Source organism: Rhodovulum bhavnagarense (genome assembly GCF_004343505.1).
In the GTDB taxonomy this organism is placed as follows: Bacteria; Pseudomonadota; Alphaproteobacteria; order Rhodobacterales; family Rhodobacteraceae; genus Rhodovulum; species Rhodovulum bhavnagarense.
The window spans coordinates 293636-311860 of record NZ_SLXU01000001.1 but is presented as its reverse complement, the minus strand read 5'-3'; the positions used below and the strand labels follow the sequence as shown (position 1 = coordinate 311860).

General features: G+C 64.2%; 22 protein-coding genes and 1 riboswitch. Of the genes, 4 read left to right on the top strand and 18 right to left on the bottom strand.

Annotation, left to right across the window (positions count from 1 at the left end; all coding sequences use genetic code 11):
* The 10 genes from EV663_RS01600 to thiM form a co-directional block, all read right to left on the bottom strand.
* Window positions 1-1200 (bottom strand): biopolymer transporter ExbB, encoded by a 1200-nt coding sequence (locus EV663_RS01600; protein ID WP_132950005.1) that lies wholly within the window; start codon window positions 1198-1200, stop codon window positions 1-3.
* 66 nt (window positions 1201-1266) lie between these two features.
* On the bottom strand, window positions 1267-1806 hold the full coding sequence (locus EV663_RS01595; RefSeq protein WP_132950004.1) for a gamma-glutamylcyclotransferase: 540 nt from the start codon (window positions 1804-1806) through the stop codon (window positions 1267-1269).
* Between the two features lie 86 nt (window positions 1807-1892).
* Window positions 1893-2846, bottom strand: coding sequence for an extensin-like domain-containing protein (locus tag EV663_RS15795; RefSeq protein ID WP_243697846.1), 954 nt, complete (start codon window positions 2844-2846; stop codon window positions 1893-1895).
* Window positions 2843-3763 (bottom strand): prephenate/arogenate dehydrogenase family protein, encoded by a 921-nt coding sequence (locus EV663_RS01585; protein ID WP_132950003.1) that lies wholly within the window; start codon window positions 3761-3763, stop codon window positions 2843-2845. The genes EV663_RS15795 and EV663_RS01585 overlap by 4 nt, the downstream gene beginning before the upstream one ends.
* Window positions 3760-4845, bottom strand: coding sequence for a histidinol-phosphate transaminase (hisC, locus tag EV663_RS01580; protein WP_132950002.1), 1086 nt, complete (start codon window positions 4843-4845; stop codon window positions 3760-3762). The genes EV663_RS01585 and hisC overlap by 4 nt, the downstream gene beginning before the upstream one ends.
* 188 nt (window positions 4846-5033) lie before the next feature.
* On the bottom strand, window positions 5034-5654 hold the full coding sequence (gene rpsD / locus EV663_RS01575; RefSeq protein ID WP_132950001.1) for a 30S ribosomal protein S4: 621 nt from the start codon (window positions 5652-5654) through the stop codon (window positions 5034-5036).
* A gap of 176 nt (window positions 5655-5830) precedes the next feature.
* Complete coding sequence (locus EV663_RS01570) at window positions 5831-6901, bottom strand: Hint domain-containing protein (protein ID WP_132950000.1); 1071 nt, start codon at window positions 6899-6901, stop codon at window positions 5831-5833.
* A gap of 146 nt (window positions 6902-7047) precedes the next feature.
* Window positions 7048-7854 carry a bifunctional hydroxymethylpyrimidine kinase/phosphomethylpyrimidine kinase gene (gene thiD / locus EV663_RS01565; RefSeq protein WP_132949999.1) on the bottom strand — a complete coding sequence of 269 codons (807 nt, stop codon included), beginning with the start codon at window positions 7852-7854 and terminating at the stop codon, window positions 7048-7050.
* Complete coding sequence (gene thiE / locus EV663_RS01560; protein ID WP_132949998.1) at window positions 7851-8459, bottom strand: thiamine phosphate synthase; 609 nt, start codon at window positions 8457-8459, stop codon at window positions 7851-7853. Before thiE ends, thiD begins: the two co-directional genes overlap by 4 nt.
* Window positions 8456-9244: a hydroxyethylthiazole kinase gene (gene thiM / locus EV663_RS01555; protein WP_132949997.1), complete on the bottom strand. Its 789-nt coding sequence runs from the start codon at window positions 9242-9244 to the stop codon at window positions 8456-8458. Before thiM ends, thiE begins: the two co-directional genes overlap by 4 nt.
* Window positions 9245-9292: 48 nt before the next feature.
* Window positions 9293-9387, bottom strand: a riboswitch (TPP riboswitch).
* Window positions 9388-9484: 97 nt separating this feature from the next.
* Between thiM and trhA the strand changes: the two genes are divergently transcribed.
* Window positions 9485-10132, top strand: coding sequence for a PAQR family membrane homeostasis protein TrhA (trhA, locus tag EV663_RS01550; RefSeq protein WP_132949996.1), 648 nt, complete (start codon window positions 9485-9487; stop codon window positions 10130-10132).
* A 111-nt stretch (window positions 10133-10243) separates the two neighbouring features.
* Window positions 10244-10540, top strand: a complete 297-nt coding sequence (locus tag EV663_RS01545; RefSeq protein WP_132949995.1) for a hypothetical protein — start codon at window positions 10244-10246, stop codon at window positions 10538-10540.
* A 42-nt stretch (window positions 10541-10582) separates the two neighbouring features.
* On the opposite strand, the gene EV663_RS01540 is transcribed toward EV663_RS01545, so the two are convergent.
* Window positions 10583-11065 (bottom strand): low molecular weight protein-tyrosine-phosphatase, encoded by a 483-nt coding sequence (locus tag EV663_RS01540; RefSeq protein ID WP_132949994.1) that lies wholly within the window; start codon window positions 11063-11065, stop codon window positions 10583-10585.
* A 42-nt stretch (window positions 11066-11107) separates the two neighbouring features.
* Between EV663_RS01540 and EV663_RS01535 the strand changes: the two genes are divergently transcribed.
* The gene (locus tag EV663_RS01535) at window positions 11108-11800 is read left to right on the top strand and encodes an NAD-dependent deacylase (RefSeq protein ID WP_132949993.1); all 693 of its coding nucleotides are present in this window, start codon (window positions 11108-11110) and stop codon (window positions 11798-11800) included.
* A gap of 13 nt (window positions 11801-11813) precedes the next feature.
* Here the strand turns inward: EV663_RS01535 and EV663_RS01530 are convergent, their stop codons facing one another.
* On the bottom strand, window positions 11814-12293 hold the full coding sequence (locus tag EV663_RS01530) for a copper chaperone PCu(A)C (protein WP_132949992.1): 480 nt from the start codon (window positions 12291-12293) through the stop codon (window positions 11814-11816).
* Between the two features lie 209 nt (window positions 12294-12502).
* Between EV663_RS01530 and pth the strand changes: the two genes are divergently transcribed.
* Complete coding sequence (gene pth / locus EV663_RS01525) at window positions 12503-13180, top strand: aminoacyl-tRNA hydrolase (protein ID WP_132949991.1); 678 nt, start codon at window positions 12503-12505, stop codon at window positions 13178-13180.
* 20 nt (window positions 13181-13200) lie between these two features.
* Here pth and trpB read toward each other — a convergent pair whose 3' ends face one another.
* From trpB to rpsA, 6 genes are all read right to left on the bottom strand, one after another.
* A complete protein-coding gene (trpB, locus tag EV663_RS01520; protein ID WP_132949990.1) occupies window positions 13201-14430 on the bottom strand; it encodes a tryptophan synthase subunit beta in 1230 nt (409 codons plus the stop codon).
* A gap of 58 nt (window positions 14431-14488) precedes the next feature.
* Complete coding sequence (locus tag EV663_RS01515) at window positions 14489-14743, bottom strand: hypothetical protein (RefSeq protein ID WP_132949989.1); 255 nt, start codon at window positions 14741-14743, stop codon at window positions 14489-14491.
* 79 nt (window positions 14744-14822) lie between these two features.
* Complete coding sequence (locus EV663_RS01510) at window positions 14823-15479, bottom strand: phosphoribosylanthranilate isomerase (protein WP_132949988.1); 657 nt, start codon at window positions 15477-15479, stop codon at window positions 14823-14825.
* A gap of 22 nt (window positions 15480-15501) precedes the next feature.
* The gene (locus EV663_RS01505) at window positions 15502-15852 is read right to left on the bottom strand and encodes a lipopolysaccharide assembly protein LapA domain-containing protein (RefSeq protein ID WP_132949987.1); all 351 of its coding nucleotides are present in this window, start codon (window positions 15850-15852) and stop codon (window positions 15502-15504) included.
* 16 nt (window positions 15853-15868) lie between these two features.
* Window positions 15869-16150, bottom strand: coding sequence for an integration host factor subunit beta (gene ihfB / locus EV663_RS01500; protein ID WP_132949986.1), 282 nt, complete (start codon window positions 16148-16150; stop codon window positions 15869-15871).
* A 280-nt stretch (window positions 16151-16430) separates the two neighbouring features.
* Window positions 16431-18113 carry a 30S ribosomal protein S1 gene (gene rpsA / locus EV663_RS01495; protein WP_132949985.1) on the bottom strand — a complete coding sequence of 561 codons (1683 nt, stop codon included), beginning with the start codon at window positions 18111-18113 and terminating at the stop codon, window positions 16431-16433.
* Between the last annotated feature and the right edge of the window lie 112 nt (window positions 18114-18225).

The following is an 18225-nucleotide window of genomic DNA, read 5'->3' as shown; positions in this document are numbered from 1 at the left end:
TTAGACCCCACGCCCGTCTGGCGGGGCCAGTCGCGCCAACACTCGGCCCAGGTCGACCAGGTCACCGCGCAGATCGGTCACGGTTTCCTGCCGCCCAGCAGAGATTTCCTCGAGGATGCGCAAGAGTTGCACGTCGATCGATCGCAGGCGCATCCGCGCCTCGGCATCGGCCAACGCGCCCTCGTCACCCATGCGCGCCTCGATCGCCATGGCCGCGCGTTCCTGGCCCTGTGCGACCCGACTCAGGGCCTCGGTCATCGCATGGGAATCGCCAAGTTGCGCCTCCATCGCCGCGCCAAGTGTTTCAACAGCATCGGCCAGCGCGCCGACGCGCTGTGCAAGGGCATGACGTTCGGCGTCAGACTTGGAAAACAATGCGTGAAGACCCTGCATCTGGTCGGCCAACTGGTCCAGCGTGGCCGCAAGAAGCCCCGCCTCGGCGCCGGCTTCGCCTTCGCCCTCTCCGGTCGAAAAGCTGAGCCGGGTGATCGAGGACAACCATTCCTCCAGCTCCTGGTAAAACCGGTTCTGCCCGTGGCCTGCAAACAGTTCCAGAAGCCCCACCACCAACGACCCTGCCAGTCCCAATAGCGACGAAGCAAAGGCGGTCCCCATGCCGCCCAGTTGCGCCTCCAGACCGCTCATCAGCCGACCAAAGACCTGCACCCCGCCCTCACCCTCTTGCGGAGCAAGCGATCGGATGGTTTCGACCACCGCCGGAACCGTTGTGGCCAGCCCGTAAAAGGTGCCCAGAAGGCCCAAGAAAATCAAAAGGCTGGTTATATAGCGCGTGATATCGCGCGCCTCTTCGATACGGGTGGCAACCGAGTCCAGGATCGACCGCGCCGAGGCGGTGCCGATCTGCATCCGTTTGCCGCGCTTGCGTAAAAGGGCCGCTAGGGGGGCCAGCAGGCGCGGCGCGCGGCTAGGCGCCTGCCCCCCGAGATCGGCGGTAAATTCCTCGATCCAGCGCACCGAGGCGATGAGTTGCACCACCTGAAGAAAGCAGGCCGCAACCCCAACCACGAAAACGAAGACGATGACGCCGTTCAGATAAGGGTTGGCGAGAAAGACCGGCGCCACCTGGGGATAGGCCATGTAGGCCCCCGCCGCGAACAGCGCCACGGCCAGAAGCATCAGCACCACCTGGCGCAAGGGCTGGGAAAATTGCGGCGCGGCCTCGCGGTCGGTCATGTCCATTGGTCGGGTCCTGACGCGCTTGTTCCTGGTCGTGACACTAGGCCAAGGCCACCAGGCGGACAACATTCAATCCCGTGACAGTGCGCGCACCCGCGCGGCCAGCCATTCAAGGTCGGGATCGGCGATGCCAAGCTCGGCCAGGTGCGCGGCGGTGTTGTAGAGATAGGCATCGTTCGGCCCCATCCCGCCGTGGGCACGGGCGATGATACGCGCCTGTTCCTCGAGCGGCAGACCACCGCAATACTGTCCGTGTTCGGGGTCGATGACATAGGCCAGAACGGATAGCGGGCCTAGGCCTTGGGCCTCTACCTCAAGCTCGGTTTCGAGATATGCCGAGGAAACCAGTTCGCGCTCGCGCAGATAGGCAATCGTCGGCTTTTCGCTGCCCGCTGCGACCCGCAGTGCAAGCCCATGACACGCCGCCCCCGCCATTGCATCGAGCGCCAGCACCAGCCCCGGCTCTTGCTCGGTTCCTCGATGATGGATCGATCGCATGCAGAAACTGCGGTGCCAGCCGTCAAGCCGCGCAAGCCGCCGATCCGCCACCGGAAAGCCGGGATTCCACAACAGCGATCCGTATCCAAAGACCCAAAGCCCGTCGCGCATCCGTCTGGTCCTTTTTCAGCCGTCCGCTGTAAACTCCAACGGCACGCAAAGTGAAAGGGCGCGTCATGCGCCCGGCATCTCGATGCCTAGCGGCAATAGGGTCCGGCGCGGTAACGCGCGGTATCGAGATGGAAATGGTCCCGGTGATAGCCGTCGGAATCCGGCCCCAGAACGGTGCCGAACGGACCGCAGGCCGAGGCGTGCATCCGGCGCAACAGCTTGCCCTGCACCGGGTCGGACCAGCCGTTCAGCACGCTGAGCGATACGCCATTGCGCAGATCGATCGCAGCGACGTCTACCGCGCGCCCCGCGGCATGTTCCGACAGCTTGGCGCCGGGCTTGTTGTTACGCGGCCGACAGGCATAGCCGGCCACGATCCGCAACGAGGCGACCCCGCCGCCAAGCCGACCGATCACTGGCTTGACGCCCGCATTCACCCAATCCCGCAGGGCGCGCGCGGTGTCGCACTCCATCGTGGCAGGCTGGGCCAGGACGACACCGTCCACCGATGAGACACGTACCGGACGGGCCACACCACAGCCCGCTATCCGGCCCTCGATGGGCGGCAATGCCTCGCCCTGGATGGCGGGATCGCCGCAGATCGTGCCGCTTGATCCATGCGCCATGATGGCAGGCCGGGTTTGCACCAGGGTCGGTACGGGCGTGGCCGACATGACATGCGGGCGCGCCACCGGTCGAGCCGAGCGCGCCAGCCCCGCACCCGTCTGAATTTCCAGCACCCGGCCGGGCAACGGCGGGCGCAGCGGCCGGGGGGCGGGCCGGATCGCCGCCGAGTAATGCACCGGCACCAACAGGATCAGCCCCGCTCCGGTTCCTGGCCCCGATCCCGGACGCGGTGCGGGCCGGATCGTGGCGTTGTAATGGACAGGGGCAAGCGGAACACGTGGCAACATCTCGGCCCGCGCGTAAGCCCCCGCCAAGGGGCGCGGCACCGGCCGCGGCCCCTCTTGATCGAGGGATGCCAAAGCCGGCGCAACGGCAATCGCAGAAAACAGCGCGAATGCCAGCGGCGCGATCATGACCGCGCCTTGCCGCGCCCGAAATCGGGCGCGTCTGTATCCTGACCTGCCTCGATAATCCCGCGGCGTATGGCGCGGGTATGGGTGAAATAGTCGAAAAGCTGTTCTCCCTGCCCGGTGCGGATCGCCCGTTGCAGGGCGAAGAGTTCCTCGGTGAACCGGCCAAGGATTTCCAGCGTTGCTTCCTTGTTGGTCAGGAAAACATCGCGCCACATCGTGGGGTCCGAGGCCGCGATGCGTGTGAAATCGCGAAACCCCGCAGCGGAATACTTGATCACCTCGCTATCGGTCACCCGGCGCAGATCATCGGCCACACCCACCATCGTATAGGCGATCAGGTGCGGCACATGGCTGGTCACCGCCAGCACGAGGTCGTGGTGGTCGGCATCCATTTCTTCGACATGGGCGCCCATACCTTCCCAAAGCGTCCGCAGCCGGGCGGTGGCAGCCGGGTCAGTGCCCTCGACCGGCACCAGAAGGCACCAGCGGTTGTCGAACAGTTCGGCAAAGCCCGCGCGCGGGCCGGAATGCTCGGTCCCGGCAAGGGGATGGCCGGGGATGAAATGTACACCTGCGGGCAGCTTTGGGCCCACGGCCTCGATCACCGCGCGCTTGACCGAGCCGACATCGGTCACCGTCACGCCCGGTTCAAGATGCGGCCCGATCTCGGCGGCAATCTGGTCCATTGCTCCGACCGGGACGGCCAGAACCACCAGGTCTGCGCCTCGCACGGCCTCGGCAGCGGTTTCGGCCACCCGGTCTACCAGGCCGATCTCGGCGGCAATGCGGCGCGTTTCTGCCGAGCGTGCGGTACCGACGATTTCACCGGCCAACCCGCCACGGCGCATCGCCAGCGCCATGGACCCTGCGATCAGCCCCATCCCGATCAACGCGACACGCTTGTAGACCAAGCTCATTCCTCGCCCTCTAGGAACTGGCCGATGGCATGAACCACCCGCCGGCAGGACGGTTCGTCACCCACCGTGATCCGCAGCGCCTGCGGCAGCTTGTAACCTGCGACCTTGCGCACGATCAGCCCCTGCGTCTGAAGATAGGCCTCGCACGCCTCTGCCTGCGCCTGCCCGGCAAACCGGGCCAACACGAAATTGGCGAAAGAGGCATCGGTCGCAACGCCGAGCCTGTTCAGCGCCTCGACCATCCAGGCTCGCAGCCGCGCGTTTTCCGACCGGCACCGTTCTGCATAGTCGGTGTCGCGCACGGCGGCCTCGGCGGTCTCAAGCTGGGTCTGGCTGAGGTTGAACGGCCCGCGGATGCGATTGAGAACATCGATCACCGGCGCCGGGCCATAGCCCCACCCGATACGCAGCCCGCCCAAGCCGTAAAGCTTGGAAAAAGTGCGCGTCATCACAACGTTGTCGCGCGACTCTACCAGGCGTGCGCCGCCATCGAAACCCTCGGCATATTCAGCATAGGCCCCGTCCAGAACCAGCAGCACCTGGCCCGGAAGCGACGCGGCAAGACGCTCGATATCGTGCATGGGAACCATCGTGCCGGTCGGGTTGCCAGGATTGGCGATGAATACAAGCCGGGTACGGTCGGTACAGGCGGAAAGAATCGCATCAACATCGACGACGCGCGCCTTTTCCGGCACCTCGACCGGGGTCGCGCCCGCACCCAGCGCCGAGATGCGATACATCGAAAACCCGTGCTCGGTGTGGATCACCTCGGTTCCCGGCCCCGCATAGGCATAGCACAGGAACGAAATGATCTCGTCCGAACCGACACCGCAAATCACACGGGCCGGGTCCACGCGATGAACCTCGCCGATCGCGGCGCGCAATTCGGCATGGTCGGTCGAGGGATAACGGTGCAGCGTGTGAACCGTGCGCGCAAAGGCGGCGCGCGCCTTGTCAGAGGGGCCGAACGGGTTCTCGTTGGACGAGAGTTTCACCACCTCGGCCATGCCCTCGATCCTGGACTGACCACCCACATAGGGCGCGATTTCCAGGATTCCGGGTTGGGGAATGATGCGGGCCATCAACGTCTCCTTCGCCGCATACCTAGCCGTGCCCCCCAAGCAAGGCCAGCGGGAAACGAAAGGCCCGCAACCTGTGGGATGGGCAGTGTTGCGCAAATAACCGACGGGGGGCCAAAGCCCCTGCAGAGCATGAAAAAGGCCCGCCCCTTTGCCGGGACGGGCCACTATTCCCAGCCTTTGGCGCAGGCTTAGTTCTGCGCGTAGAATTCGATGACGAGGTTGGGTTCCATGTGCACCGGGTAAGGCACATCGGCCAAGCCCGGCGTACGCACGAATTTCGCGGTCATCTTGGAATGATCGGCCTCGATGTAATCGGGAACGTCACGCTCAGTCAGTTGCACGGCCTCCAGCAAGACCGCCATCTGCTTGGATCGGTCACGCACTTCGATCACGTCACCTTCCTGCACGCGGTAAGAGGGGATGTTCACACGCTTGCCGTTCACGGTAACATGACCATGGTTCACGAACTGGCGCGCGGCAAAGATCGTCGGTACGAACTTGGCACGGTAAACGACCGCATCAAGGCGCCGCTCCAGCAGGCCGATGAGGATTTCGCCGGTATCGCCACGGACGCGTTCGGCCTCGGCATAGATGCGGCGGAACTGTTTCTCGGTCAGATCACCGTAATAACCCTTCAGCTTTTGCTTGGCGCGCAGTTGCAGGCCGAAATCGGACATCTTGCCCTTGCGGCGCTGGCCATGCTGACCGGGGCCGTATTCACGGCGAATGACGGGGGATTTAGCGCGGCCCCAGATGTTTTCACCCATCCGGCGGTCGATCTTGTACTTGGCAGACGTGCGTTTGGTCACGGCTGATCTCCTTCTTTAGGCGCCGCGCGCCGCGCGGCCATGAAGGGCGTTGTCCTTTGGCATTCCGCTTGCGCGTCATCCCGACAGGCATCCCCTTGCGGGGGCCACCAACACCAATGAAAACCCCGACCACAAAGGCCGGGGACGATGTGCTTATACGGATGCGCGCGGCGGTGTCAATGCCCCAGCCCGCCCTCGTGGGCCAAGATCGCGGCCTCTGATCCCGTCAGGCTTCGACGGGCAAAGGCGCCATAGCTGTGGGGATCATCGCCAATCGCCGGAAAGAGATCCAGCAACGCCCTGCGCTGATCTTCCTGGACCGCATCAAGCGCGGTATTGGCGGGATGAAAGCTCTCGGTTTCGACCCCGTTGGCCCAGAGAACCTGGTGCCGTTCCAGCATCAGGTGGATATAGGTAACCTCGCGCAGACCGTGATCGTAGGTGATCGAACGGTCGTTCAAAAGATCTTCTGCCGCGATCAGAACCTCGGACGCATTGAACAGCAGCTCTGCCTTTCTGCCGCGCAGCAAGACGCGGTGTTGCGGCGACACCAGCAAATCGTCCTCGGGCCGCCCGCTGGCCAATGCACCAGCCCGGATGCGCACCGGCCGCAGGTGCGGCATGGCGTAAAGCCGCGCACCGGTCATCCTTCGCCGACCAACCCAAAGAATTTCCTGGGGCCCGTCATCCAGTGTATCGACACGGTCCCCCGGACGCAGAGCCTCGACCGGTAGCGCGCCACGTGGCGTCGCGATCCGGGTGCCTTGCACGAAACAGATCACACCGCGTTCCATGTCGCCGATGCGGTTGGTGACCGGGCCTTCGGCAATCCGCCGCACCACCCACAAGTCGCAGTTCGGCGGCGGCATGTCATTGACAAACATAAGCAACGGGGCGCCGCCCTGTCCGGTGTCGATTTCGGTCACGGTAAAGCTTGTCACACCGTCGGTCACCACGAACCCGCGGTCCGGCATCTGGTCCTCTGCCGGCGCAAGAGGCGACACCGCGCGATCCAGTGCCGCGCCCACCAGCCGACGCACCGATTGTGCTGCGCGGCGGCGCAGATCGCCCTCTTCCCGGACGCCGTCCAGAACCATGATACCCTTGGGCCCGTCCACCCGAACGGCCTCGCCGATCCAGCGCCAGGACGCGCCAACGGCCAAAGCCTCGGGCGCAGCGCCCCGTACCCCATCCAGTTCCGTCTGTGCCCAGGAAATGACGAACGCGCCGCGAAAGCACGTTTTCATACCTGTAGCCTGCCTCAGTTCATTATTATTAGCAGGACGTTAGCATCAACTTTTAACCTTTGGAAGTATAATGATTTACCACATGTGGGTATACAGTGACGCTTTTTCGAAAAGCGATGCGAAAACGCAACGGTCCCGGAACACCCTCACCTGCGCGAGGCAAAGAAATGATCAGTCGGTCCGTGCCCGCGCCCCACGGTCAGCGCCGACGCGCCGGCGATCGCGCCGGCGGTGTATGCCTTTGCCGCAAGGGCCGCCGCCAGAGGGTCGCCGGTCAGGGCCAGATGGGTGGCGAGCGTGGCCGACAACGTACACCCCGTGCCATGCGTATTGACCGTGCGCAGGCGTGGCCCCTCAAGCCACTCGCTGCGCGCGGGCGCATGCAAAAGGTCCGGGCTATCATCTTCCGCAAGGTGCCCGCCTTTCAACAGCACCGCACCGCAGCCCAGCGCCAGCAGCGTCTGGGCCTGCGTGCGCATGTCATCGCGGGTGGTGGCCTCGGCACAGCCCAGCAGGTCGGCGGCCTCGGGCAGGTTGGGGGTGATGACTGTGGCCAGCGGCACCAACCTGTCGCGCAGCGCGGCAACGGCGTCACCGGCCAACAGCCGATCGCCCCCCTTGGCCACCATCACCGGGTCCAGAACGACCGGCACATCGCGGCCGGCCAGCACCTGCGCCACGGCCTCGACGATCGCTGCATCGCCCAGCATTCCGATCTTGACCGCATCCACGCGGATATCATCGAAAACCGCGGCTACCTGCTCGGCGACAAAGCTTGGATTCATCAGGCTGGCCGCCCGCACCCCAAGGGTATTTTGCACGGTCAACGCGGTGATCGCGGCCATCGCGTAGCCGCCATTGGCCGAGATCGCCTTTATATCGGCCTGTATCCCGGCCCCGCCCGAGGGGTCGGAACCGGCTATCGCGAGGATGTTGGGGATGGTCGGGATCATGCTATCCTCCATGCATCGACAAGGGACCGGGTGGCGGCCTGGGGATCGGCGGCGGCGGAAATGGCCGAAACGACCGCGATGCCGGCGCAGCCATTGCGCTTGATATCGGGGATATCGGCGGCGGTAACACCGCCGATGGCAACGCACGGCACCGGGGCGGCGGCGGTAACCAGGCGGGCAAGCCCGTCCAACCCGATGGGCGCGGCGTGGTCTGGCTTGGTCGCGGTTGCACGAACCGGGCCGACGCCCAGGTAGTCAACGATGCCATGGGGGATCGCCGCGACATGCGCCGCCTGCTCGACCGAAAGCCCCAATAGCAAGTCGGGGCCGATCGCGGCGCGCGCCACGCGCGGATCGCCGTCGCCCTGCCCGATATGCAGCCCCGCCGCCCCAGCCGCACGGGCGACCTCGATCCGGTCATTCACGATTAACGCCACGCCCGCCTCGGCAAGCCGGGGTATCAGCCGGCGCGCCTGAGCCATCATCTCGGCGTCGGTTGCCGTCTTGTCACGCAACTGGATCGCCGTCGCCCCGCCTTTCAGCGCGGCCAGAACCAGCGCATCGTCAGCCCCGTCCGGCGTAACGAAATAAACCGAAAGGTTCATGCCGGCGTCACCCTTGCCATCTGCGACAGCTCGTCCGGCGTCAACGCGGCCAGCGCATCGAGAAAGTCCACCGCGAAACTGCCGGGCCCAGAGGCGCACTTGCCCGCGCGCTCGCCCGCGACCCCATAACAGGCCAACGCGGCCGTCGCGGCCTCAAGCGTGGGCTGGCCAACCAGGAACGCACCGACCACACCTGTCAACGAACAACCCAGGGCCGTGACGCGCGGCATCAACGGATGACCATTTGCCACGCTGAACGCCCGGCATCCGTCGGTGACGTAATCCACCGCCCCGGTCACGGCCACCACGGCACCCGTCCGACTCGCCAACGCGCGGGCCGCCGCCGCGGCCTCGGTCACGCCATCGGTGGCATCGACCCCCTTGCCGCCCGCCCCCTGCCCGGCGAGCACGAGGATTTCAGAGGCATTCCCGCGAATGACCGCTGGCCCCATCTCGATCAATCGCGCCGCAGTTTGCTTTCGCAGGGTGCTGACGCCAACCGCCACCGGATCGAGCACCCATGGGATGCCTTGCCCGCGCGCGGTTTCGACGGCACGGAATATCCCGCGCATCCAGCCCGCATCGGCAGTACCGAAATTGATCGTCAAGGCATCCGACAGCGCCGTGATCTCGGCGATTTCTTCCTCTGCATGGGCCATCGCCGGGGATGCCCCCGTGGCCAAAAGAACATTTGCCATGACATTCATGGCCACGAAGTTGGTGATGTTCAACACCAGCGGCGCAGTGCTGCGCATGGTGGAAAGGTGGCTGCCCCAGTCGGCCATTCATCGCTCCTTCCGAGGCGGCAGGAATGACGGCCATCGCCCGTTTGGGGCCAAGGGTCCGCGACTCCCTCCGCCAGCATGATCTGGTTCAGGTTCAAAGGGTGCTTCTCAGCCCGGATGCCCGGACGCCCCTGTCGGCAAAACGGATTTACACCATCGCCCGCCCCGAGAAAAGCCCCGCGCATGTCCCTGATCTGGTCGTGAGTTGGCCGCGTCGACGCGGCGCGCTATCATCACGCCATGGTCACCGACTACCCCTCCTATACCCGCGCCGAGCGGTTGAGTGACGCCGTCGTCCATGTGACCGGCCTGGCCGGGGTGGCAGTCGGTGTGCCGGTGCTGATCGCGCTGGGGGTTGCCCTGCATGGCGGCGGCGCGGCACTCGCCGGAATTTCGGTCTATGCCGTGGCACTGGCCGCGATGATCGGCTTTTCAGCACTTTATCACATGGTCCGGCATCCCGGCTGGACGCCGATCTTTCGCAGGCTCGACCACTCGGCGATCTACTGGAAAATCGCGGGCACCTATACGCCCTTTACCGTGCTGTCGGGCGGACAGGGCGCCGCGCTGGTGACCGGGCTTTGGGCGGCGGCACTGGCGGGAACGGGGCTGAGGGTGCTAGCACCGCACCGCTTTCGTGTTGTCAACCTGGCGCTCTACCCGGCGATGGGCTGGGCCGGGCTGGTCGCGGGCTGGGGCCTGTTTGCAACGCTCAGCCCCGTGGTGCTGGGCCTGATCGTCGCGGGCGGTGTGATTTATACGGTCGGCATGACCTTTTATCTCTGGCGCGGCCTGCCCTATCACAACACGATCTGGCACCTGTTCGTACTGGTTGCCAGCGGGATTTTCTTTGCCGCGGTCACGCTGCACCTTGTCCAGACCGCGTGATCCGGGCAGAGAGCTTTGAATTTTGCCGCGACCGTGGCATAGTGGTCTGCATCAATATAACCGGGCCGCCAGAACGGGCAAACCGTCACGGCCAAGGAATGAGGCAGATCGATGAAACCCGTTTTGACCGCGGCGTTTTTCGCCATGTGTGCGACCCCCCTTGCCGCAGGCCCCATCGAAAGGGCCTGCCTGGGGTCTGACCGGCCCGGCGTCAATCGCGGGCTGTGCGCCTGTATCCAGCAGGCCGCCGACCTGACATTGACCAAAAGCGATCAGCGCCGCGCGACCCGTTTCTTTTCGGAACCCCACGAGGCCCAGGTCGTGCGCCAGTCGGACCGCCCCAGCGATGAGGATTTCTGGCAACGCTACCAACGCTTTGGCGCCACGGCAGAGGCCTATTGCGGCTAGCGGCCGGGCATCGCGGCGCCGGGGCGCACGTTCCTGCCCCGCCTATTCCCAGCTTGTATACCGCCCCGTCGGCGCTTTCGCGATCTCGGTCAAAACTCCGCGCGCGGCTTGTTCGACCAAGTCCAGGACAAGGTTGAATCCTCCATCGTAATACGGGTCGGGCACTTCTTCATAAGTGCTGTCGGCATAATCCAGAAACAACCGCACGGGCGTCGCATTGCCCGCGGGACGCATCTGTTCAAGCGCGGCCATGTTGGACCGGTCCATCGCGAGGATGAGATCAAAGCGCTCGAAATCCTCGGGCAGGACCTGGCGAGCGCGCAGTCCGCCGAGGTCGTAACCGCGCGCCATCGCGGCGGCCTGGGCGCGGGCATCGGGCGAATCGCCCACATGCCAACCGCCCGTGCCCGCGCTGTCGATCTCGACCGCCGCACCCGCCCGCGCGGCCAGCGCCGCGAACACGCCTTCGGCGGTTGGGGAACGACAGATATTGCCAAGACAGACGAACAGGATACGGGTAGTCATGGGTATCTCCTTTGCGCCACACTGATAACGAAGGAGGGCGCGATGACCAAGATCGTGATTCTGACCGGGGCGGGTATCTCTGCCGAAAGCGGGCTGGGCACCTTTCGCGACATTGACGGACTCTGGTCGCGCTACGACTTGGACGAGGTCGCCACGCCCGAGGGTTTCGCGCGCAACCCGGCGTTGGTGCATGAGTTTTACAACGCGCGGCGGCGCAACGCCGCCGAGGCGATCCCCAATGCCGCCCATGCCGCCCTTGCCCGGCTAGAGGCCGCCCGCCCCGGCGAGGTGCTCATCATCACCCAGAATATCGACGACCTGCATGAACGCGCCGGCAGCAGAAACGTCCTGCACATGCATGGACAACTCACCCGCGCCTGTTGTGCGGCCTGCGGCCATGGCTGGTCCGCCCCGGCAGAGCTCCATGCCGATACCCCCTGCCCGGCCTGCGCTGCACAAGCCACGCGGCCCGATATCGTCTGGTTCGGTGAATTCCCCTATCACATGGAAGAGATCTGGGCTGCGATCCGCGCAGCCGAGTTGTTCGTGGCGATCGGCACCTCGGGCAGCGTCTATCCCGCCGCGGCCTTCGTGCAGGATGCGCGGCGGGCGGGGGCCCACACGCTGGAACTCAACCTGGAACCTTCGCAGACAGTGTCGGACTTCACCGAGGCAAGACATGGACGCGCCTCGGCTATCGTCCCGGCTTGGGTCGCCGAACTCCTGGGGGCATGAGCCGCTATACGCCTCACTCGCCCATTTTCATCTGGCCGCCCATCGCACCCGCAGCGCCGCGTTCCAGGTCGACAGGCACCTCGATCACCATCTCGCCCGCCTTTTCGAAATGCAGCGTGACCGACACGGTGTCGCCATGGGCCAGCGGCCGGGTCAAACCCAGGAACATGACGTGATCGCCACCACGGCGCAGCACATGCTGTCCGCCCGCGGGAATGGCAAAACCTTGCTCGACCTCGATCATGCGCATCACGCCATTGGCGTCCTCGGCGTGAGTGTGCAGTTCCACCTTGGCGGCCACGTCCGAGGCCGCCCGAACCAACCGGTCGTCTTGTAAGCCCCCATTCCCGATCACCATGAAGGCCGCGCCGGATTGCGACATCATCGTCGAGGCACGCGCATAAGCGTCAGAGACCATGATATCCTGGGCCCAGACAGGCAACGCCCCGCACAGGACCAACGCCCCAGCAAAAAGACCACCTTTCGGCCGCATCGTCCCCTCCTCCGCTTGTTGGTCCGTTCTTTCTAGGCACCCCGGCGTCAAACGCCAAGCCATGATCGCCGTCATTCCTGTGTCAGGCCCCGCATCAAAACCAAGTTCCCGCGCGACGGCGGCATGTCCTGGCTTTTGCCGTGCAAGGCTGGTTTTCCATGCCGGTTCAGGGCATCAAGGCCCAAACTGCAAGCGCGAGGACTTCACCAATGCGTCTTTTCGTCGGGCTGGGCAATCCCGGGGCAAAATACGGCGGGAACCGCCACAATATCGGTTTCATGGCTGTGGACCGGATCGCAGCGGATCACGGGTTTAGCCCTTGGCGGACCAAGTTCCAGGGACAGGTGGCCGAGGGACGGCTTGGGCGGGAAAAAGTCGTTCTGCTCAAGCCCGAAACCTACATGAATCGCTCTGGCGACGCGGTGGCTGCGGCGGTGCAATTCTTCAAGCTGACCCCCGACGACGTAGTGGTCTTTCACGACGAACTGGATCTGGCGCCGGGCAAATGCCGTGTCAAACAGGGGGGCGGACATGCCGGCCATAACGGTCTGCGGTCGATCCATTCGCATCTGGGCGCCGACTATGGTCGCGTGCGGCTTGGCATCGGGCATCCGGGGCACAAGGACCAGGTTGCCGCCTATGTCCTGAGTGATTTCGCCAAGGCCGATGGCGCCTGGCTGGACGACCTCATGCGCGGGATTTCCGACGGGGCGGTGGCACTGGCAGAGCGGGACACTACCGGTTTTCTGAACAAACTGGCCCTGCGCATGGCACCGCCGCGCAAATCCGCAAGCGCCGCCGTGACCCCGACGCCGGCCCCGACATCCCCCCAGACCGCGACCGACAACCGCACGCCGCTGCAAAAACTGGCCGACCGTTTCCGATAGCCGACCATGCGGTCAAGAGGTCATGCGCCGTTCATATCGTGCCCCAGGTGCCGGGCAACGGTAAAGATATCCTTGTCGCCGCGGCCACACATATTCATGCAGATCAGGTGATCGGCAGGCAGGTCCGGCGCAATCTTGGCCACATGGGCCAGCGCATGGCTGGGCTCCAGCGCGGGAATGATGCCCTCGGTTTCGCAAGACAACTGGAATGCGCCAAGCGCCTCATCGTCGGTGATCGCGACATATTCTGCCCGGCCCGTGTCATGCAGCCACGCATGTTCCGGTCCGATACCGGGGTAATCCAGCCCCGCAGAAATCGAGTGCCCCTCAAGGATCTGCCCGTCCTCGTCCTGCAACAGGTAGGTCCGGTTGCCGTGCAGCACGCCAGGCCGCCCACCGGTCAACGAGGCGCAATGTTCCATTTTCTCGTTCACGCCGCGTCCGCCGGCCTCCACCCCGATAATCCGCACGTCCTTGTCGTCGAGAAACGGGTAAAACAGCCCCATCGCGTTCGACCCTCCGCCGATCGCGGCGACCAGCGTGTCGGGCAACCGGCCCTCGGCCGCCAGCATCTGTTCCTTGGTCTCCTTGCCGATGATCGCCTGGAAATCGCGCACCATCGCGGGGTAAGGATGCGGCCCGGCCACCGTGCCGATGCAGTAGAAGGTATCGCGGACATTGGTCACCCAGTCGCGCAGCGCGTCGTTCATCGCATCCTTTAGCGTGCCGCGACCCGAGGTGACCGGAACCACCTCCGCCCCCAGAAGCCGCATCCGAAAGACGTTGGGCTTTTGGCGTTCGACGTCATGCGCCCCCATGTAGACCACGCATTTCAACCCGAACTTGGCACAGACCGTGGCAGTGGCCACCCCGTGCTGTCCGGCGCCGGTTTCGGCGATGATCCGGGTCTTGCCCATCCGCCGCGCCAGCAAGAGCTGGCCTAGCACATTGTTGATCTTGTGGGCGCCGGTATGGTTCAACTCGTCACGCTTGAGATAGATCTTGGCCCCGCCCAGCCGCTCGGTCAGGCGTTCGGCAAAATAAAGCGGCGAGGGACGGCCAACGTAATGGGTCCAGAGATGGTTCATCTCGTCCCAGAAACTCTGATCGGTCTTGGCGTGCTCGTATTGCGCCTCAAGCTCCAGGATCAGCGGCATCAGCGTTTCCGACACGAACCGCCCGCCGAAATCGCCGAACCTGCCCTTGTCGTTCGGGCCGGTCATGAAGGAATTGAAAAGATCGTCGGCCATGCTGCCCTCCCGCCAGTTTCCGCCTTGCCTAGCCGGGCGGGCGCGGCGCGGCAAGGGGTCAGGGACGGGTGCAGACGATCTTTGTGAACAGGCCCAGGCAGGTGGCCGGTTCCCCGCCGGCGGTCTCGACCGTCACCCGGGAATAGAGCACCCGGTCTTCGTATGTCACCGATAGCATCGAACGCAGGACCTGAACGCACTGGCCGCGCCCCAGCTTGCACGCGGCCAACAGAACCGCCCGCGGGGGATCGGTCTCTTCGTCGATCCGGGCCGCATCGATCTGCGTCAGCAGGCGTGCCTCTATCTCGGCCACGGCATCGGGCCGGGTTGCTTGGTAAAAGCCGCGGCAAGCGCCAGCCCCCCTAGCAGAAGGACCAGGCTCAACAGCATTCTCATGCGTCCGTTTCCCCCCGCGCAGCAGCCACGAACCGGGCCATCTTGTCGGCATCCTTGATCCCCGGCGCCGATTCGACCCCCGAGGAAACATCAACCTGCCGCGCCCCGGTCAACCGGATCGCCGCCGCGACGTTTTCGGGCGTGAGACCACCGGCAAGCATCCAGGGCACCGCCCATCTGCGCTTCGCAATCAGTTGCCAGTCAAAGGCAAGCCCGTTGCCGCCGGGCAGATCGGCGCCCTTTGGCGGCTTGGCATCGACGAGGATCTGGTCGGCCACGCGTGCATAGGCATCAAGAGCGGGCAGGTCCTCTGCCCCGGCAACGCCCACCGCCTTCATCACCGGCAAACCGAACCGGGCGCGAACCTCTGCAACCCTCCCCGGCGTTTCAGCGCCGTGCAGTTGCAGCATGTCTATCGGCACGCGGTTCAGGATTGCCTCGATCGCGGCATCCTCGGCATTGACCGTCAGCGCGACCTTGGCCATCCCCGGCGGCGTATCCAGCGCCAGCGCGCGAGCCTCTTCGATATCGAGGTGGCGGGGGGATTTGGGAAAAAAGACAAGGCCGATATAGGCAACGCCCAGGCTTGCCGCCTGGGCGATGGCGGCCCGTGTGTGCAGGCCGCAGATCTTTATGCGGATATCCGTGCCCATGGCGCGGGATGGTACAGCGCGCCTATTTCTCGACGAGGGCCAGAACCTCGTCGCGGCCTTCGTTGCGGTGTTTCTCGGCGTTGACCTTGTCAAGCTCGCGCTTGAGCTTGGCATTCTCGCGTTTCTGGCGGGACGCGGTCGAGCGGTATTTACTCTCGCGCATCCATTCCCAGATGAAACCGACCAGCAGACCCACCAGCACCCCGCCAAAGCCAACGACGTATAGCGGCAGGTCAATCGACTGTGACACGCCCGAGAAGGTCGCAAGCTCCTGCGGCAAGAGCGTCAGCGTGACCATGACATTATTGGCCATCGCGACCACGACCAGGCACAGCGCGAGAACAAGCAGGAAAAGTAGGCGAATGTAACGCATGTTGGCTCTGTCTCTTTTATTTTCCGTTCAGCCGGTCCCGAAGGAGCTTGCCGGTCTTGAAGAAGGGCACGTGCTTTTCATCGACCTCGACCGATTCCCCCGTGCGCGGATTGCGCCCGGTGCGCGCGTCGCGCCTCTTGACCGAGAACGCGCCAAAGCCCCGCAATTCGACCCTGTCACCACGGGCCATTGCCGCGATGATCTCTTCAAAGATGGTATTCACGATCTTTTCGACATCACGCTGATAGAGATGCGGGTTCTCGTCGGCAATCTTCTGTATCAATTCGGAGCGGATCATGCGGCCCTGTCCCTGTTCAACACCAATAAACCCCTCGGAGAAGCTGTCGAGACTATAGCCACGAATTGCACCACGAAGAAACAGAAAGCCTTGAAAAGGCGGAAAAAACATGGGCACGCCAGCCTTTTATGCGCTGTTTCGGCGCGCTTTTTGTTCTTGACCGCGGGAATCGCCATAAGGTTCACCTCCGCACGCAGCCCGGGGCATCCATGATTCGCTGACACGAAAACGGCCCCGCCGAGCTGGCGGGGCCGTTCTGTTTCAGACCTCGAACGGTCTGTTACTTGTCGTCGCCCTTGAGGGCGGCGCCCAGGATGTCGCCCAGCGACGCGCCCGAGTCAGAGCTGCCATACTGTTCGACGGCCTCTTTCTCTTCGGCAATCTCGCGGGCCTTGATCGACAGGCCCAGGCGGCGCGACTTGCTGTCGATATTGGTCACGCGCACATCGACATGATCGCCGACCTGGAACCGCTCGGGGCGCTGTTCGGCACGGTCGCGGCTGAGGTCGGAGCGGCGGATGAAGGACTTCATACCCTCGTATTCCACCTCGATCCCGCCTTCCTCGATCGCGGTCACGGTCACGGTGATGATCGAACCGCGCTTGACGCCGCCGACAGCCTCGGCAAAGGGATCGCCTTCCAGGGCCTTGACGGACAGCGAGATACGCTCTTTCTCGACATCCACCTCGGTGACGACGGCCTTGACCATGTCGCCCTTGCGATAGTCCTGGATCGCATCCTCGCCACGCTGGTCCCAGCTGAGATCAGAGAGGTGCACCATGCCATCGATGTCGTTATCCAGACCGATGAACAGACCGAACTCGGTGATGTTCTTGACCTCGCCCTCGACCTCGGTGCCGACCGGGTGGGTCTCGGCGAAGACTTCCCACGGGTTGCGCATGGTCTGTTTCAGACCCAGCGACACGCGGCGCTTGGCGGTGTCGATCTCCAGCACCATGACATCGACCTCTTGCGAGGTGGACACGATCTTGCCGGGATGGACGTTCTTCTTGGTCCAGGACATTTCGCTGACATGGACCAGACCCTCGACGCCCGGCTCCAGCTCCACGAATGCACCGTAATCGGTGATGTTGGTCACGCGGCCCTTGTGGACGGTGCCCATCGGGAACTTGGCTTCGACCGCATCCCACGGATCGGCCTGAAGCTGTTTCATGCCCAGGCTGATACGATGGGTTTCCTTGTTGATCTTGATGACCTGAACCTTGACGGTCTCGCCGATCGACAGGATTTCCGACGGGTGGTTGACGCGGCGCCAGGCCATGTCTGTGACGTGCAGCAGGCCGTCCACACCGCCCAGGTCCACGAAGGCACCGTATTCAGTGATGTTCTTGACGACACCATCCACCGCGTCGCCTTCGGTCAGCTTGGCGATGATCTCGGCGCGCTGCTCGGCACGGGATTCTTCCAGGATGGCGCGGCGCGAGACCACTATATTGCCGCGGCGGCGATCCATCTTGAGAATCTGGAAGGGCTGTTTCAGACCCATCAGCGGGCCGGCATCGCGCACGGGGCGCACATCGACCTGGCTGCCGGGCAGGAAGGCCACGGCGCCGCCCAGATCGACGGTAAAGCCACCCTTGACGCGGCCAAAGATTGCACCCTCGACGCGCGCATCCTCGGCATAGGCCTTTTCCAGGCGATCCCACGCTTCTTCGCGGCGGGCCTTGTCACGGCTGATGACGGCCTCGCCGCGGGCGTTTTCCACACGATCGAGGAACACCTCGACCTCGTCGCCGATCTCGATCTCGGCGGCCTCACCCGGATTGGCGAATTCTTTCAGATCGACGCGGCCTTCCATCTTGTAGCCGACATCGATGATGGCCTGGCCCGCCTCGATGGCGATGACCTTGCCCCTGACGACGCTGCCCTCTTCGGGCGTGTCGATCTCGAAGCTTTCTTTCAGGAGGGCTTCGAATTCCTCCATGGATGCGATCTGAGCCATGTGGTCTCGTGTTTCCTTTACAAGTCGTTTTTTCCGGCCGGGCGGTTGTCTCCGCCGGTCTTGGGTTGGTCTGCGTGGCGCGTAGCAACAAGGAAAAAAACAAGAAGGGCCG